Below are 17,655 nucleotides of genomic sequence, written 5' to 3'. Positions count from 1 at the left end.
CGATGGTACTGCGTAACAGTGGGAGAGTAGGTAGCCGCCGTTTTTAGAGAAGCCCCTTGATTCAGCAACGAATCAAGGGGCTTTCTGTTTTGGGTACTTTGCAAAATTTCTGTTTTTTGATTTATCAATGGTACTTTGGTATACTTGTATTTCCTCTTTTACTACTCTTTTTTATTTTCACCTCTCTATTATATTGTTTTTCATAATAGCATAATCCATTTCAAAATGGTAGGGTGTTTTCCGTTTGTTATTCTTTTTAGTTCTTTTTTATTGTTTTGAAAATCAATAGCTTACTTACTTTTCTCTTTTTCTGGCATACCTTTAGCATTACTTATGGCAAATAATTAGGATTATTAATCATTTAAAAGGTAAAAACATGGGAATAACACTATCATTTATTTTCTGCTTGTTAAGCGGTTTCGCTTGTTTCTGGCTATTTTGGAAATGTGTAGACTGGTTTGAGAATATTTAAAGAAAAAGGAGAATTGATTATGTACACAGCATTATTCGTATTAGGTATTGCGATCTTCGGTTATTTGATGTACGTGCTCGTCAAACCCGAAAAGTTTTAAAGTAACACACACAGTTTAAGGTAAAAAGTATATGAATACAGAAATTTTAGGCGTGGTTGTTCAGATAGCCTTGATGGTGATTCTGGCTTATCCACTGGGAAAATACATTGCCAAGGTCTACAGAGGAGAAAAGACCTGGTCTGATTTTATGGCTCCTATCGAAAGAGTCATTTATAAAGTTTGTGGAATCGACCCCAATGAAGAAATGAACTGGAAACAATTCCTGAAAGCATTGTTGATTTTGAATGCTTTCTGGTTTTTCTGGGGAATGGTACTCTTGGTTTCACAAGGATGGTTGCCCTTAAATCCGGACGGCAACGGACCGCAGACTCCGGATCAGGCATTCAATACCTGTATCAGTTTTATGGTGAACTGTAACTTGCAGCACTATAGCGGTGAAAGCGGATTGACTTATTTTACTCAACTGTTCGTCATCATGCTTTTCCAGTTTATTACCGCAGCAACAGGTATGGCTGCTATGGCAGGTATTATGAAGAGTATTGCTGCAAAAACAACCAAAACGATTGGTAACTTCTGGCAATTTCTAGTAATAAGCTGTACACGTATTTTATTGCCTCTTTCTCTGTTTGTAGGTTTTATCCTGATTCTCCAGGGAACTCCGATGGGATTTGACGGTAAGATGAAGGTAACTACGATGGAAGGCCAGGAACAAATGGTTTCTCAAGGTTCTACGGCTGCGATTGTTCCTATCAAACAATTGGGTACAAATGGTGGTGGTTATTTTGGTGTAAACTCTTCTCATCCGTTGGAGAATCCGACATATCTTACTAATATGGTAGAATGTTGGTCTATCCTGATTATCCCGATGGCAATGGTACTTGCGCTGGGATTTTATACCCGCAGAAAGAAGTTGGCTTACAGTATATTCGGAGTAATGCTTTTCGCTTTTCTGGTAGGCGTATGTATTAATGTCAGTCAGGAAATGGGTGGTAATCCACGCATTGATGAATTGGGAATTGCGCAGGATAATGGTGCGATGGAAGGTAAAGAGGTTCGTTTGGGAGCCGGAGCAACAGCATTATGGAGTATTGTAACTACTGTAACCTCTAATGGTTCTGTGAATGGTATGCATGATTCTACTATGCCGCTGTCCGGAATGATGGAGATGCTGAATATGCAGATTAACACTTGGTTTGGCGGTGTAGGTGTAGGATGGATGAATTACTATACATTTATTATCATTACAGTGTTTATCAGCGGTTTGATGGTAGGACGTACGCCGGAATTTCTCGGCAAGAAAGTGGAAGCCCGCGAAATGAAAATCGCTACGATTGTAGCTCTGCTTCATCCGTTTGTCATTTTGGTATTTACAGCACTCTCAAGTTATATTTATGTGCACCACCCTGATTTTGTGGAAAGTGAAGGTGGATGGTTGAACAACTTGGGATTCCACGGTTTAAGTGAGCAACTTTATGAGTACACTTCTTGTGCCGCCAATAACGGTTCCGGTTTTGAAGGCTTGGGAGATAATACTTATTTCTGGAATTATACGTGTGGTATTGTTCTGATTTTGAGCCGTTTTATTCCTATCATCGGGCAGGTTGCCATTGCCGGATTACTGGCACAGAAGAAATTCATTCCGGAAAGTGCCGGCACATTGAAGACCGATACATTGACTTTCGGAGTCATGACATTTGTGGTTATCTTCATTATTGCTGCGCTGTCGTTCTTCCCGGTACATGCATTGAGTACAATTGCTGAACATTTAAGTTTGTAATACTGAATTAGAGAAGATATGAAAGATAATAAATCAGCTTCTTTGTTTCCAAAGGAGCAAGTTATAGAAAGTTTGAAACAGTCATTCGTGAAACTGAACCCGCGGATGATGATAAAGAACCCGATTATGTTTACAGTAGAAGTGGCTACAGTGGTCATGCTACTCGTAACGCTCTACTCCATTGTAAATTCTTCACAAGGTTCGTTTGCTTACAACATTGCCGTGTTTATCATTCTGTTTGTAACCTTGTTGTTTGCCAATTTTGCCGAAGCTATTGCCGAAGCACGTGGTAAAGCACAGGCCGACAGCTTGCGTAAGACTCGTGAAGAGACACCGGCAAAGAAAGTGGAAGGTAATAAAATCGTTACCGTCAGTTCTTCACAATTGAAGAAAGGAGATGTGTTTGTTTGTGAGGCGGGAGACGTGATTCCTTCCGACGGTGAGATTATTGAAGGTTTGGCTTCTATTGATGAAAGTGCTATCACCGGCGAGTCTGCTCCGGTCATTCGTGAGGCAGGTGGCGACAAGAGTTCCGTAACGGGTGGCACGAAGGTATTGTCCGATCATATAAAAGTACTGGTGACTACTCAACCGGGAGAAAGTTTCCTTGATAAGATGATTGCATTGGTGGAAGGTGCTTCCCGTCAGAAAACCCCGAACGAGATTGCGTTGACTATTCTGTTGGCAGGTTTTACGCTTGTTTTTGTCATTGTGTGTGTTACCTTGAAACCGTTTGCCGACTATAGTAATACGGTCATCACTATTGCTTCGCTTATTTCTTTGTTTGTGTGTCTGATTCCGACAACTATCGGTGGACTTCTTTCTGCTATCGGTATTGCCGGTATGGACCGCGCGCTCCGTGCCAACGTGATTACTAAATCTGGTAAAGCGGTAGAGACTGCCGGTGATATTGATACGTTGTTGCTGGATAAAACAGGTACTATCACCATCGGTAACCGTAAAGCAACTCATTTCCATACGGCTCCGGGTGTCAATTTGCACGATTTTGTAGAGACTTGTCTGTTGTCTTCCTTGTCCGATGAAACGCCGGAAGGTAAATCTATCGTAGAACTGGGACGCGAGTCGGGAATGCGTATGCGTAACCTGAATACAACAGGAGCGCGTATGATTAAATTTACGGCTGAAACCAAATGTTCGGGAGTAGACCTGGCAGATGGAACGCAAATTCGTAAAGGTGCTTTCGACGCTATCCGTAAGATGGTGGAAGGTGCAGGAAATGAATTCCCAAAAGAAGTGGAAGAGATTATCTCTTCTATCTCCAGCAATGGTGGTACGCCATTGGTAGTATGTGTAAACAAGAAAGTGACCGGTGTCATTGAGTTGCAGGATATTATCAAACCGGGTATTCAGGAACGTTTCGAACGTCTGCGTAAGATGGGAGTGAAGACGGTCATGGTGACAGGAGATAACCCGTTAACTGCAAAATATATTGCCGAAAAAGCCGGTGTGGATGATTTTATCGCTGAAGCTAAACCGGAAGATAAGATGGAATATATCAAGAAGGAACAGCAGGCTGGTAAATTGGTTGCAATGATGGGAGACGGAACGAACGATGCTCCTGCTCTGGCACAAGCCAATGTAGGTGTAGCCATGAATAGTGGTACACAGGCTGCGAAGGAAGCCGGTAATATGGTCGATCTGGATAACGATCCGACAAAACTGATCGAGATTGTGGAAATCGGTAAACAATTGCTGATGACACGCGGCACGCTGACCACTTTCTCTATCGCCAATGACGTTGCAAAATATTTCGCAATTGTTCCTGCCTTGTTTATGGTCGCTATTCCCGAATTGGCAGCTCTGAATATCATGCATCTGCATAGTCCTGAAAGCGCCATTCTTTCAGCGGTCATTTTTAATGCGATTATTATTCCGATTCTGATTCCGCTGGCTTTGCGTGGCGTGCAATACAAACCGATAGGTGCGAGTGCTTTACTTCGCCGTAATCTGTTGATCTATGGTTTGGGTGGTGTGATTGTTCCTTTTGTGGGAATCAAGTTGATAGATTTATTGGTAGGTTTATTCTTTTAATTAAAAAACAATAGCAATGAAAACTTTATTGAAGTCATTAAAAATAACACTTGCTTTTTGTGTCTTTTTCTCCGTGTTCTATATCCTTATCTTGTGGTTGTTTGCGCAGGTTGCAGGTCCTAATAAGGGAAATGCCGAGGTAGCTACGCTGGATGGGAAAGTAGTGGGAGCAGCTAATGTGGGCCAGATGTTTACAAAAGATATTTATTTCTGGGGACGTCCGTCTTCTGCCGGTGACGGATATGATGCTACGAGTTCTGCAGGTAGTAATAAAGGTCCTACGAATCAGGAATATCTGGATGAAGTGAAAGCGCGTATTGATACTTTCCTTGTACATCATCCTTATTTAGACCGTGCGGATGTACCTGCCGAAATGGTTACAGCCAGTGCTTCGGGGCTGGATCCTGATATTACTCCCCAATGTGCATACGTACAAGTGAAGAGAGTGGCACAAGCACGCGGATTAACAGAAGAACAAGTAAGAGCGATTGTTGATAAAAGCATCGAAAAACCGTTCCTGGGATTGTTGGGAACAGAAAAGGTGAATGTGCTGAAATTGAATATAGCTCTTGAAGAAAGTAATAAGTAGATGAAGATCAGGAGCAGCGTTCCTGTCCGAATCGTTTGGGTGATACCAGCGGTTCAAATAAACAGGGGGGGGATGGGGCGCTGCTTTTTTACAGGAACATAAAATAGAATTAGATAAGAAGTATGAAAAGTTTTTTTAGTAAAAAGAGTATTTTAGGAACAATGGCTGTAGCGGCCGTATGTATGTTGGGAACTGGCAATGCACAAGCACAAGAGTTTACTATACAAGGTGATTTGGTAAGTTCGTATGTATGGCGTGGTATTTATCAGGGGGGGGCCGCTTCTTTTCAACCGACTTTGGGAGTTAGCGTAGGTAATTTCTCACTTACTGCATGGGGCTCAACCAGTTTGAGTGAGAGTAATAAAGAAATTGACCTCACTGCAGCTTATAAGTTTGGTGAAGCAGGACCGACACTTTCAGTAGCCAGTCTTTGGTGGAACGGACAAGCTGATGTAGCCAATGGAGAACTAACAAATGATTATTTCCATTTTAAGAGTGGCGACACCGGACATCATTTTGAAGCAGGATTAGCTTATACGCTTCCTGTTGAAAAATTCCCGTTGTCTATTGCATGGTATACCATGTTTGCCGGTGCCGACAGAAAGATGACTGACAAGGGGGAAGAAGAACAGGCATATTCTTCTTACGTAGAACTGAATTATCCGTTCAGCGTAAAAGGGGTAGACTTGAATGCTACCTGTGGAGTGGTTCCTTATGAAACTCCGCAGTATAATGTGAATGGTTTTGCAGTGACGAACCTTGCTTTGAAAGCAACGAAAGCTATCAATTTTAATGATAAGTTTTCATTGCCTATATTTGTGCAAGCTATATGGAATCCGCGTTTGGAGGATGCCCATCTAGTATTTGGCGTAACTTTAAGGCCATAAAATAAACTCATGAATTTTTGTGAACCCGTGGTGATCGTGATGATTGCTACGGGTTAGGATGTTTAAAATAACAGAGCAACATAATGGATGATAGAGAACAAAGTGTACAGCATTTTCTGGATCTGATAAAGAGATCTCAGCGAGGTAAGTTTAAGGTCTATATCGGTATGATAGCCGGTGTGGGAAAGTCATATCGTATGCTTCAGGAGGCACATGAACTGTTGGAAAATGGTGTGGACGTGAAAATCGGCTATATCGAGACTCATGGACGTGTCGGGACGGAAGGGATGCTACAAGGACTTCCTGTCATTCCGCGACGTAAAATCTTCTATAAGGGAAAGGAATTGGAAGAAATGGATTTAGATTCTATTATTCGCCTTCATCCCGAAATTGTGATAGTGGATGAATTGGCACATACCAATGTGGAAGGAAGTCTGAATGAGAAACGTTGGCAAGATGTAATGACATTGTTGGATGAAGGAATCAATGTGATTTCGGCAATCAATATTCAGCACATCGAAAGCGTGAATGAAGAAGTGCAGGAGATTACGGGGATTGAAGTGAAAGAACGAGTGCCCGACAGTGTGCTTCAGGAAGCGGATGAGGTGGTGAATATTGACTTGACGGCAGAAGAACTGATTGCCCGTTTGAAAGCGGGAAAGATCTATCGTCCGGAAAAGATTCAGACAGCATTGGATAATTTCTTTAGAACCGAGAATATTCTTCAATTGCGTGAGTTGGCTCTGAAGGAAGTGGCGTTGCGGGTAGAAAAAAAGGTGGAGAATGAAGTGATGATGGGAGTAGCCGTCGGACTTCGGCATGAGAAGTTTATGGCTTGTATCAGTAGTCACGAGAAAACACCCCGGCGAATTATCAGAAAGGCGGCAAAGTTGGCAACCCGGTATAATACTACTTTTATAGCTTTGTATGTTCAGACTCCGAGAGAGAGTATGGATCGAATTGATTTGGCCAGTCAACGGTATTTGTTGAATCATTTTAAACTGGTGGCGGAACTTGGGGGAGAAGTTGTCCAGGTGCAGTCGAAAGACATTTTGGGGAGCATCGTCAAGGTTTGTAAAGAGAAACAGATATCGACAGTGTGTATGGGAACTCCTAATTTGAGGTTGCCGTACGCAATTTGTTCTATACTGGGATATAGAAAGTTTTTAAATAATTTGTCGCAAGCTAATGTAGATTTGATTATACTTGCATAATATTAATCGTATGAACGTTATGAATATTAAAACGAAACTGATTCTTGGCATTGGGATGTTGGCAGGAATGATTATTTTGTTGGTAACACTTTCAGTAGTGAATCTTCAAACTCTGACTGCGACAGAGCCTGATAGTCCTGCTGCTATGCCTGCCTTGGAACGTGCATTGCTATGGATCTCCATAACAGGGGGAATCTGTATCTTGACCGGACTGATATTGCTTTATTGGTTACCTCGTTCTATCAGCAAGCCGATTAAGGAACTGAAAGAAGGAATTCTTGAAATAGCCAATCATAACTATGAGAAGCGTCTCGACATGAGTGACAATGAAGAGTTCCGTGAAGTGGCTGACAGTTTCAACCGGATGGCGGAGCGTTTGACTGAATATCGTGCCAGTACTTTGTCGGATATTCTTTCTGCTAAAAAGTTTATAGAAGCTATTGTTAACAGTATTAACGACCCGATTATCGGTCTGAATACAGAACGTGAGGTTTTGTTTATCAATGATGAAGCCTTAAGTATTCTGAATATGAAACGGGAGAATGTGATTCGTAAATCGGCAGAGGAACTTTCTTTGAAGAATGACCTGCTCCGTCGACTAATTCGTGAGTTGGTGACGCCAAGCGATCAGAAAGAGGCTTTAAAAATTTATGCGGATAATAAGGAAAGTTATTTTAAGGTCTCTTATGTCCCGATCATTAATACGGAGGCTGAAAAAGGGGAACCTCGCAAACTGGGTGATGTCATTTTACTTAAGAATATCACGGAATTCAAAGAACTGGATTCTGCCAAGACTACATTTATTTCAACGATCTCTCATGAATTGAAAACTCCGATTGCTGCTATTATGATGAGTCTACAACTGCTTGAGGATAAGCGTGTCGGTGCACTGAATGATGAGCAGGAACAGCTTTCAAAGAGTATCAAGGAGAATAGCGAACGTTTGTTAAGTATCACCGGAGAATTGCTTAACATGACGCAGGTGGAAGCTGGTAAATTACAGTTGATGCCGAAGATCACCAAACCGATTGAATTGATTGAGTATGCGATCAAAGCTAATCAGGTGCAAGCGGATAAGTTTAATATTCAGATAGAAGTGGAGTATCCGGAGGAGAAAATCGGTAAACTGTTTGTTGACAGCGAGAAGATTGCTTGGGTATTGACGAATCTGTTAAGTAACGCTATTCGTTATTCAAAAGAAAACGGGCATGTGGTTATTGGTGCTAAACAGGATGAAAACTGGATTGAATTGTATGTCCAAGACTTTGGCAAAGGTATTGACCCGCGTTACCACAAAAGTATCTTTGACCGCTATTTCCGTGTACCCGGAACGAAAGTGCAAGGCAGTGGCTTGGGGTTATCTATTTCCAAGGATTTTGTGGAAGCTCATGGCGGTACGCTGACGGTAGAGAGCGAATTGGGTAAGGGGAGTCGGTTTGTGATGCGGTTGAAGGCGTAGTTTTGAAGGAGTCTATGAAAGAATTAGACTTCCGACAGGCATGAAATCTGCTTGCCGGAAGTTTCTCTGTTCTCTCTTTTTATCGTTTTCTTCTCCTCCAGCATATCCAAATACCACACAGACCAATAATAAATGGGATGCCATAGCAATAGATAATTTTGATAGTGGATAGATCCATAGGAGTCAGGCTGATATCTTTGTCGAGATAAGGGGCTCTGGAAGAAGATACCGGAAATTCATTATAGCATAGCCAACGGAATGAACCGGGAATCATATTGAAGTTGAATGAATAGATACCCGGTCTTGAGCTTTTTTGTAGTTCGGCATTGCTGAAACAGTCTGCATCACCCAACACAATGATCCGTTGTTTTTTATCTTTGCCTTTTATCTTGCGGGTTAACGCTATTGCCGTGGGATAGGCTCCTAGCTTTTCACCTTGAAGAGAGTCCAAAGAAAGGGAATCATTCACAAAATCTTTTGTTTGATACTCAATCCATGTTTGTTGAGCGTTGCTTTGTAATAAAACTATTGGATGGAATTTTGTTGTATCGACAACTTCCAGAGCAACAGCCGATGGCATGGTGACTGCGCTATGCGTCTGCCTGTCAACCATACGTTTGTAGAAGCCTCCTATACTGTCGGCGGCTATCTGGGTAGCTTTCGCGAGAACGAGGTCTCCGGGATTAATATCAGAAGGTTGTGCAATGATTCCCGGCAACAGTTTTAAACCAACTTTCCGGAGTAAAGGATTCATTACTTCCTGACGTCCGACGTCCCCCATAATCATCATATTACCTCCGCGTTCAAGAAAACGGTCTATGATTTCTTGTTCTTTGGAACTCATGGAAGAACGCATTTCAGCAATAAGTAATATATTGATATTACTTGGTATATCATTCATATCCTTTAGATTCAGTTCCACCAAATCAAAACCTTGATTAATCATGGAATAACGAAAGCGTCCATGTGTGGCGAAAAGTGAGTAATCCTGATCTCCCTTTTTAGTGGTGGAACGTTCCTGATGTCCTGTGATGGCGCCTACCTTCACAGGAGTAACAAGCATTTTCTTCAATGCTGCGGAGATTTCTGTTTCAGAAGGGTGATATTCCATATCGTCGAACAAACGAAGGCGGGCTTGTTCACCGGAGCCACGTTCAACAACCCGCACAAATCGATAATTTTCTTTAGCCAAGTCTATTTTTTCTTTCAGTTCTTCGGCGCTTTTAAGCTTTTTAGGATTGAAGTTCTTCTTCTTGGCAACTTCATAAGCTATCTCACGAATGTTTTTATTCGGATATTGGCGATAAAGGGTGCTGTCTTTCGGTGTAGAGTAATAGTAAACATACTCCATTTTTATCTCTGGTTTGAAACGTGTGTACATTTTGAAGCGTGCCATATCCTCTTTTTGCTCTCTTGGAGAAGCGACATCAAATTCTTTATCGAAAATATTGACGTAAGTTGTGATCGTCATAGGTCCGGACAATTGCTCCATTACTTTCTGGCTTTCTTCTGAAAGTGTACGTTGTTTGCTGCGGGTAGCATCATAAAAGCCCATCATTGCCGGACGGGAACTGACAAAGCCGATAACTATAATGGTACATACAGCTAAGGCATAGCGCATTGTTTTTGAAAAGAGTGAGCGACGTGTTTTTTCATTATTCAGTTTAATGACCGATAGCCAGAGGAATAATAAAATTACGGCAAGGAAATAGATAACGTCATCGCTACATATCAATCCTCCAACCATCTCACTGGCACGTCCTTTAATGGATAGCCAATAAGTAATTTCTCTAAAGAATATGGACTCCTGTCCAATTCCTCCCACATAATTGAGAAATGCTAATGCGGAAAGGGTGGCAACAGCTGCCACAACCTGGTAAGATGTGAGTGTGGTCATAAAGAGACCGATAGAACAATAGGTCAGTATCAACAGAAACATGGATAACAATCCCGCCAAGATAAGTGTAATATCGACATGCGGCACGGAGATAAACATTACGATTGTCGGTAGGGCAAGGATGATGACAAAGATTAGGGCAAATACCACCATTGAAACAAACTTGCCGGTAATGATTTGAACACTGCTTACCGGTGATGAATAAAGTAGTTTGATAGAGCCTGATGAATATTCACGACTCATCAAATTCATGGTTAATAAAGGAATATACAGATAAATGGTTTCTTGTATTACTTCATATATTCCTTTGAGACCAAGGACAAAACCGGCTGTGACGCTAAAAGTGATCGTGTTGCCCAATGCTTTTATTTTTACTATTTCCGTCAGGATATTCATAAAGTCGAATCCTACCTGGCATGTAAATGCGACCAGCAGCAACCATGCGATCGGTGAGTAAAAGAGTACCGCTAGTTCGGTACGGGCTATTCTAAGTATAAGTCTTAAGTTCATCTTTTTCTCTTATTAATTTCTTCTGCGGAAAAACCAGATGCCAACTCCTATAAGTAAGAGGATAGCTGGTATAATGATTATGAAAATAGTTTTCATTGTACCAATATCTTTCACTCCGATCGAAAGTTTGTTGTCGGTACAATGGGGACGGCGTATGTCGATTGGAAATTCTCCTCCGGAAAGCCAGCGGAAGCTTTCGATAATCAGATTAAAGTTTCCTGATCTATATCCTTCGCGTGAAAGAGTCAGTTCGGTGTTGCTTATGCAATCCGCATCACCAGAGATGATAATACGCTGCTCTTTATCTTTCAGTTGGCGTGAAAGGGCATAGGCTGTGATATAGGTTTGTTCTTTCTCTCCTGCCGAAGCATTACATTCTACTGGTGATTCCTGTAAATCTGTTTGTTCTTTTTCAATCCATACACCTTTGGCATTTGTTTCAAGAATCGGAGTATATTGGAAGCCGTAATCGTTGTCGGAGCATGTAAGGGCTACACATCCGGGCATAGAGACACGTAAATCATATTTGGGAAAATCATCTTTGAATCCGAATGTAAGTTTTCCCGATTCACGGGTTGCCTTGGCTAGAATCAGATTAGGAGAGAAATCAGCGGAAGATTGTGCCAGTTGGTATTCTTCCATTTTGATACCGAGTTTGCTTAAAAAAGGATTCATAACTTCTTGCCTGCCTGTATCGGTGAGAATAAATAAATTACCTCCACGAGCCAGGTAAGCCTCCAGTTGATTTTCTCCTTTTTCAGTAAGCGGAGTTCTCATTTCTGCAAGAACCATAATATTGATTAGGGAAGGAATGGTGTCTCCGTGAGAAATGTCGATCTCGCAGACATCAAAGCCTTGATTAATTAAGGCGGCTCTAGAATATTTCTCAATGGAGAAGTTGCTATAATCGCGGTCACCGGATTTGGACACCTCACGTTCACCGTCTCCTTTGATAAAGGCAACAGTGGGAGGAGTTGAAATCATCTTTTTGATGGCTGCTGTAATTTCCGCTTCGGATGGCGTTGCATCCATATCTTCAAAATCACGGATGAAGGTACGTTTTCCATCTTGCGTTTCCATAATGCGAACAAATGTATTTTGTTCTTCACGCAGGTCGATGATTTGGCGGATTTCTGCCGGGGATTTGAATAAATGAGGATTCAAGTTATAAATCATGGTCATATAATCACGCATCTCATCTACTGTTTTGCCTTGAAACTTAGGATTATTTGCAACGCCGTTGGGGGCGAAATCATAATAATAGACATATTTCACTTGCAGGTCCGGTTTAGCGAGACAATAAGGTTCGAAGATTGTTTCATTCGCTTTCTTCATGATAGGGAGGTAGCGATATGATTTGTTATCAAGTAGGTTAACATAATTGGTAATAGTTACCGGTCCTGTCAATTTTGCTAATACGTGTTGGCTATTTTCGGTAAGTGAGTTTAGTCTAGTGCGTGTTGTATCCCATACCTTAATCATTCCCGGACGTGAAGTGAAATAGCCAATTGCCATTGCTGCGACAAAAAATCCCAGATAGCTGATTGCTTGCCGGAAACGACTGATAGTGCACCGGTCGGATGTAAGTTTGAAAGTGGTAAATGTCAGGAAAAGGGTTACTACGACCACGAAATAAATCACATCTTCACTCCGGATTACTCCATTCAGCATATCGATTGTTCTTCCGTTTATTGACAGCCAATAAGTCAGTTCGCGTATAAGATCGTATTCCTGGCCGATACTTCCTACGAAATTCAGTATAGCTAATATAATAAGAGTCCCAACTGCTGCTACTACTTGATAAGTCGTGAGTGAGGACATAAAGAGCCCGATAGCGCAATAGGCGCATATTAATAAATAGAGTCCTAGAAGGGCGACTAGTACAGGAGCCCAATCAAAAGAAGGGATTACCAAACTGCCATAAATAGCACTGGCTATCGGGACAAGCATCAGACAGCAACCAAATCCGATGGCTGCAAGATATTTACCTAATACGATCTGACCACTGGTGACTGGGGATGAATATGCCAGTTTGATTGAACCCGATGCCGTTTCGCGACTGATGAGTCCCATTGTCAACAATGGAATATAGATGTATATGTTTGATACGACGGAGGACAAAAAGCCGTAACTACCTAAGAAGCAGATACCGCTCAAAGATACTTCCTTGCCGCCTGACAGATCATAGTCGGTCACTATATTCTCCATCAATGACGTAAAACTTGCTGTTGTCAGGAATGAGAAAACAATCAATATGAACCATGCAATCGGCGAATAGAATAAAATAGCCAGATCGGTTCGGGCAATACGCATTATAATCTTTAAATCCGTCATGTTAGATATTATTTTTAAGTTTTCCCGATAGTTGTGCAAAGATTATGTCAAGAGAGCAGCGTTCCATCGTGATTTCTTTCAGTCGCCATCCGTTTTGTATGCTTAAGGCTACTACTCGTTCAGTTATGTTTTCATCGTCATCAAAGCGTATCCGGAATGTACCGGGATAGAGTTCTTCTATATTCAACACATGTTCTATCTTTGCTAGTTCTTCTATAGAAGGGGGAAGGGCAAATGTAACGGTGAAACTACTTGGAACCACATAGTTATCAAAGTCTTTCATGCTACCTGAAAATACGACTTTACCATGTTCAATCATGCGAATATCATTGCAGGTAGCTTGCACTTCCGACAGGATATGAGTGGAGAGTAGGACAGAATGATCTTCAGCAATTTCTTTAATCAGATTGCGTATTTCGACAATTTGGTTAGGATCAAGCCCGTTTGTAGGTTCATCAAGTACTACGAATGGAGGATTATGTACAATAGCCTGTGCAATTCCTACTCTTTGTTGATACCCGCCTGAAAGATTCTTTATAAGTCGTTTGCTAAAATGGGCAATAGCGCAACGTTCTTTAGCTATTTCTACAGCTTCACGAATTTTTGATTTCTCCATTCTCCGCAGTGTGGCACAGTGTATGAGATATTCGTCGACAGTCAAGTCCGGATGGAGAGGTGGTTTTTGAGGTAAGAAACCAATATGTTTTTTTGCTTCAACTGGATTTTTTCGTAGATCGATGCCATTGATAAATACATCTCCTTCCGTTTGATTTAAAACTCCACAGATGATATTCATAGTGGTGGACTTACCTGCCCCATTAGACCCTAACAGACCTAATATTCCTGTTTTTTCAATAGAAAAATTGATATCGCGAATGGCCCAATCTACACTATAACGATGAGATAAGTGTTTAACTTCGACAATAGGATTACTCATACTTTTTATTTTAAATGATTAATAGATTTCTTATTCATATTACCATGTAACTCCTCTTGAAATATCCATCCGGTTCGATTTGATCTTTCTGAATTTCCAGGAGAAATTTATGGTAAAATACCGCCCGAAGTTTTCTCGGTCAATATAACTGGTATAGTTATCTTTCATTTGGATAGCTATGAAATTCACATTTTATCTGACATCGGCCTATATTCGCGTATGCTTCCATCGTTTGTAGTACCTTCGTAGTTCGATTTCACTTTACCAAACCGATAAGCAAAATTTATGGTGAAAAACCGTCCATAATAATTTGTCCACGTGTTTTGAATGTAGTTGGAATACATTTGGCTGTTGAAAGTCCGATGACTATTTAGTAGATCATATGCGGCAATACTAATGTCTCCTTTGCGATTTAACACTTTACAGCCTATGTTCAAGTTTAGGGTGTGATTGCGGTTAATCTCTTTATTGATTCCATAATCACGGCTGAAAATGAAATTATAATGACTACTTAGATAGAAGTATTTACATATTTGGCTTATATCAAATGTTGCTCCTGCCGTTTGATAGAATGTTTTACTTGTATAATTTTCAGTATTGATGCTATGTACATAATGAGTATTGGCACTGATTGTTATTTTTAATCTTTTAGTTAGATTACAGAGTAGAAAATGTTCGAGCGATGGATCATAGGTACGTGTTGTAGTCTTATTTTCTCCTATATAATATGGGTTATGTTCGTAGTTGAATCCGGTAGATAAGGCATATTTGGATTTTATACTACGTATAGGAGCCTGCCATATCAGTTTGCCTTTTATGTCCCAATATCCTTCTACGTTTTCAAAACTAATTAGAGAACTGTGTGCAGGTGCTGTGTATTGCAATCCCGATAGATAAGTTTCGGCATTGTAATAGGTTGTCTTTGCAACAGGAGAGTGTTGGCGGATAGAGGCATTGATAATAACACCTATGGTGTGGTTATGTTTTCCTAACATACGATTGCAATTGAAGAGGAACGAATGTAGATATGATTGTTTTAAGTTGGGATTTCCACTGCGCAGCATGTAAGGATTGCTGTTATCTATTTGTGGGCGTAACTGCACTATGTTTGGTGCAAAATTATGCAGTCTGTAAGCGGCACTCCATGACTTTGTTATATCTGTATGCACAAAAGATATTGCTACTGTTGGAGAGATGAATGTTTTACGGTAGTTGTCCATTTCTTTTTCTTTCCGCTTAAGTGTAGTTTCCTTCAGTCCGGCTGAAATGTCACAACTTGTTTTTTGAAAGGGAAAAAAGTGAAATGAAACTTCCTGTTTTTGTGTCAGGTTATTTATTTTATAACTATATGTATTGGCTTCGTCTGTTTGTGGATTTGTGGGGCTCAACATATTCCAGGCGAATTGGTGTTTCCATCCGTTTTCGTATTTAACGGAATAGTCAAAAGATATTTGGGTGTCATTTTCTGGATTCAGTATATATATTAATTGCGCATTGCCGTTCCACTCCGTATTGCGGAGTTTTGATGGAATAGTCAGATAAGTTTGTGTTGTCGAACTTTCTAATGTGTCTATCCGTAATGAATGATTTTTGCCTTTATTTATATCTACTGAACTTTCTAATGTATATCCGATTCTGTCGGTAATACTGTTGACATAACTGACATCTTCCTTCACATGAAAATTCTTGTTTAGATTATCGTAATGCATCAGGCTTTTCGATGTTTGAAGATTGTTTTCTTCATTATAGATGTAAAGCGATTGCCAATCTTTGTTGTTGTTATATGTTATAAGCTGGTTCCAACGGAATTCTCCCCATTTGTCATTTGAATTGGAGAAAGAAAATTCGGAATAGTGATTTTGTTTTCTGTCACTGTTGCTATTTTGTTCTTCATAAAGGCGCTGCTGATAATTGTTGCCAGGAAAATAATGTTGTTCGGATCGTGTATTTGTATTATCGCGATTATATCCGAAAGTGTAAAATGCTCTAAATGTACCGTATGTTCCATTTTCTGTGTCCCATGAGCGTTCCGTAGCCAGATCTGCATAAGTCGTTTCGTTGTAAGTACTACCAGGATCGGAAATGGAAAGAACATTTTTGATATTATTTGATTTTCGGTTGATATTATTGTGAAATACATTACTTGTGAGTAAAAATTTCTCGGAGAAAAAGTTAGTGGTGAGTCCGAGCCCTTTACGGAACTTTCCTCTGTCGTTCTTTGAGTCCATGTTGCTGCCTGTACTAGCCAATAGGTGTGCTTTCCATGAGCTGATGAGTTTGCTTTTGGTTTCTATGTTGAGCACTCTGGTGAGATCCCCTCTGTACATTAGTTTTTTTGTTTTCGTATTTTCATATTCATCATAAGCCTTGATTTTTAATACATCTGTTGCAGAAAGATTCTTTAGTGCTGCCATTGGGTCACTTCCGAATATTAGTCTGCCGTCTATATAAGTTTTGGTTACTTGTTTTCCCATGATTTTGACGGAATGGTCGTCAGTCTCTGTTCCGGGAAGTTGCTCGACTATATTCATAGCGACATCCCCTTCTTGTATGTTGACTGCCTTCGGGTTGAATATTAGCGTGTCGCCATTTTGGGTCACAATGGGGATTCTGCCCTTGATGGTGACTTCCTCCAGTTGGATGGATTCATCCAAAATTTCTATGTAAAGATTAGAATTCTTTCCAGCTATTATATTTAATTCTTTTTCAACTTTCCGACACCCTATTGCAGTGATAATGAGTTTTGCTTTTCCTGTTTTTATGGGTTTGAAACGGAATACTCCATTTATGCTTGTTGTTTTCAGTGTGTCTTTTGCATAGATCAAAAAGATATTGGCACCGTCTAATGAACCATTAGACCCATTTTCTTGTTTGTGTATAATAAATCCCGATAGCTCATTTGTTTTATCTTGAGCATTTATCGGTAAAGTAATGTATAACAATAAAAAAATAGAAATAAATTTTTTCATATTGCTGTTTTATAAAAAGTTTAGTGATAGTGTGTGGTTTTATTTGTCTAAGGCTTGTGAACTTTCTTTTAGGAAGAAGTTCACCACCCTACGGCCTCCAATTCTTTCTTGTTTTGTTTCATAACCCAGATAACTTGCTTGGAGAATTTTTTTGTCGGCCTTAGAAATGCCTATACTATATTCTCCATCAATATCAGTTATAGTACCATTAGTACTACCCACTTCGATAACGCTCGCGCCTATTAGTACCTCTTTTCCTCCTTCAGTATAAACAACCCCTGTGATTTTCTGACTGAAAAGGACCATTGGGGAGATCGGAGATTGAAGTTTTTTGTTTTTGAAAAACTCAGTACTTTTATTGTCTCTTGCCTTGATTATTGGAGAGGAGGGGGCTTCTTGTGCAAAAGAACACATCATTATAGTAAATATGAATACAATGAATAAAATAATCTGCTTCATAATATAATTTTTTTTTATTGTTATACATTTTACTATCA

General features: G+C 40.3%; 12 protein-coding genes. 7 read left to right on the top strand and 5 right to left on the bottom strand.

Annotated elements, in window-relative coordinates:
* Positions 1-491: 491 nt before the first annotated feature.
* From KQP79_RS26035 to KQP79_RS16435, 7 genes are all read left to right on the top strand, one after another.
* Complete coding sequence (locus KQP79_RS26035; protein WP_073343870.1) at positions 492-572, top strand: potassium-transporting ATPase subunit F; 81 nt, start codon at positions 492-494, stop codon at positions 570-572.
* 31 nt (positions 573-603) lie between these two features.
* On the top strand, positions 604-2,310 hold the full coding sequence (gene kdpA / locus KQP79_RS16460; RefSeq protein WP_234120851.1) for a potassium-transporting ATPase subunit KdpA: 1,707 nt from the start codon (positions 604-606) through the stop codon (positions 2,308-2,310).
* 18 nt (positions 2,311-2,328) lie between these two features.
* Positions 2,329-4,362 carry a potassium-transporting ATPase subunit KdpB gene (gene kdpB, locus KQP79_RS16455; RefSeq protein WP_009040613.1) on the top strand — a complete coding sequence of 678 codons (2,034 nt, stop codon included), beginning with the start codon at positions 2,329-2,331 and terminating at the stop codon, positions 4,360-4,362.
* Positions 4,363-4,378: 16 nt separating this feature from the next.
* Entirely contained in the window at positions 4,379-4,951 is a 573-nt protein-coding gene (locus KQP79_RS16450) for a K(+)-transporting ATPase subunit C (protein ID WP_004312961.1), read from the top strand.
* Between the two features lie 122 nt (positions 4,952-5,073).
* Positions 5,074-5,838: a hypothetical protein gene (locus KQP79_RS16445; RefSeq protein WP_234120849.1), complete on the top strand. Its 765-nt coding sequence runs from the start codon at positions 5,074-5,076 to the stop codon at positions 5,836-5,838.
* Between the two features lie 83 nt (positions 5,839-5,921).
* On the top strand, positions 5,922-7,052 hold the full coding sequence (locus KQP79_RS16440) for a sensor protein KdpD (RefSeq protein WP_008640697.1): 1,131 nt from the start codon (positions 5,922-5,924) through the stop codon (positions 7,050-7,052).
* A 19-nt stretch (positions 7,053-7,071) separates the two neighbouring features.
* Positions 7,072-8,511, top strand: a complete 1,440-nt coding sequence (locus KQP79_RS16435) for an ATP-binding protein (RefSeq protein WP_004312964.1) — start codon at positions 7,072-7,074, stop codon at positions 8,509-8,511.
* 79 nt (positions 8,512-8,590) lie between these two features.
* Here KQP79_RS16435 and KQP79_RS16430 read toward each other — a convergent pair whose 3' ends face one another.
* The 5 genes from KQP79_RS16430 to KQP79_RS16410 all read right to left on the bottom strand — a co-directional run bounded on the left by KQP79_RS16430 (position 8,591) and on the right by KQP79_RS16410 (position 17,617).
* A complete protein-coding gene (locus KQP79_RS16430; protein ID WP_055236329.1) occupies positions 8,591-10,918 on the bottom strand; it encodes a Gldg family protein in 2,328 nt (775 codons plus the stop codon).
* 12 nt (positions 10,919-10,930) lie between these two features.
* The gene (locus tag KQP79_RS16425) at positions 10,931-13,252 is read right to left on the bottom strand and encodes a Gldg family protein (RefSeq protein ID WP_008017707.1); all 2,322 of its coding nucleotides are present in this window, start codon (positions 13,250-13,252) and stop codon (positions 10,931-10,933) included.
* Between the two features lies 1 nt (position 13,253).
* Positions 13,254-14,189 (bottom strand): ABC transporter ATP-binding protein, encoded by a 936-nt coding sequence (locus KQP79_RS16420; RefSeq protein ID WP_004309029.1) that lies wholly within the window; start codon positions 14,187-14,189, stop codon positions 13,254-13,256.
* Between the two features lie 185 nt (positions 14,190-14,374).
* The gene (locus tag KQP79_RS16415; RefSeq protein WP_004309030.1) at positions 14,375-17,158 is read right to left on the bottom strand and encodes an outer membrane beta-barrel protein; all 2,784 of its coding nucleotides are present in this window, start codon (positions 17,156-17,158) and stop codon (positions 14,375-14,377) included.
* Positions 17,159-17,197: 39 nt separating this feature from the next.
* Complete coding sequence (locus tag KQP79_RS16410; protein WP_004309031.1) at positions 17,198-17,617, bottom strand: carboxypeptidase-like regulatory domain-containing protein; 420 nt, start codon at positions 17,615-17,617, stop codon at positions 17,198-17,200.
* Positions 17,618-17,655: the final 38 nt, after the last annotated feature.

This window comes from Bacteroides sp. DH3716P (genome assembly GCF_025914115.1).
Classification (GTDB): domain Bacteria; phylum Bacteroidota; class Bacteroidia; order Bacteroidales; family Bacteroidaceae; genus Bacteroides; species Bacteroides ovatus.
This window is presented reverse-complemented; position numbering and strand designations above follow the sequence as displayed.

Bases quoted from the DNA above. Each gene is read 5' to 3' on its own strand.
- KQP79_RS16445 (WP_234120849.1), top strand. From the start codon at position 5,074: ATGAAAAGTTTTTTTAGTAAAAAGAGTATTTTAGGAACAATGGCTGTA.
- KQP79_RS16430 (WP_055236329.1), bottom strand. From the start codon at position 10,918: ATGAACTTAAGACTTATACTTAGAATAGCCCGTACCGAACTAGCGGTA.
- kdpA (WP_234120851.1), top strand. From the start codon at position 604: ATGAATACAGAAATTTTAGGCGTGGTTGTTCAGATAGCCTTGATGGTG.
- KQP79_RS16435 (WP_004312964.1), top strand. From the start codon at position 7,072: ATGAATATTAAAACGAAACTGATTCTTGGCATTGGGATGTTGGCAGGA.
- kdpB (WP_009040613.1), top strand. From the start codon at position 2,329: ATGAAAGATAATAAATCAGCTTCTTTGTTTCCAAAGGAGCAAGTTATA.
- KQP79_RS26035 (WP_073343870.1), top strand. From the start codon at position 492: ATGTACACAGCATTATTCGTATTAGGTATTGCGATCTTCGGTTATTTG.
- KQP79_RS16440 (WP_008640697.1), top strand. From the start codon at position 5,922: ATGGATGATAGAGAACAAAGTGTACAGCATTTTCTGGATCTGATAAAG.
- KQP79_RS16410 (WP_004309031.1), bottom strand. From the start codon at position 17,617: ATGAAGCAGATTATTTTATTCATTGTATTCATATTTACTATAATGATG.
- KQP79_RS16415 (WP_004309030.1), bottom strand. From the start codon at position 17,158: ATGAAAAAATTTATTTCTATTTTTTTATTGTTATACATTACTTTACCG.
- KQP79_RS16425 (WP_008017707.1), bottom strand. From the start codon at position 13,252: ATGACGGATTTAAAGATTATAATGCGTATTGCCCGAACCGATCTGGCT.
- KQP79_RS16420 (WP_004309029.1), bottom strand. From the start codon at position 14,189: ATGAGTAATCCTATTGTCGAAGTTAAACACTTATCTCATCGTTATAGT.
- KQP79_RS16450 (WP_004312961.1), top strand. From the start codon at position 4,379: ATGAAAACTTTATTGAAGTCATTAAAAATAACACTTGCTTTTTGTGTC.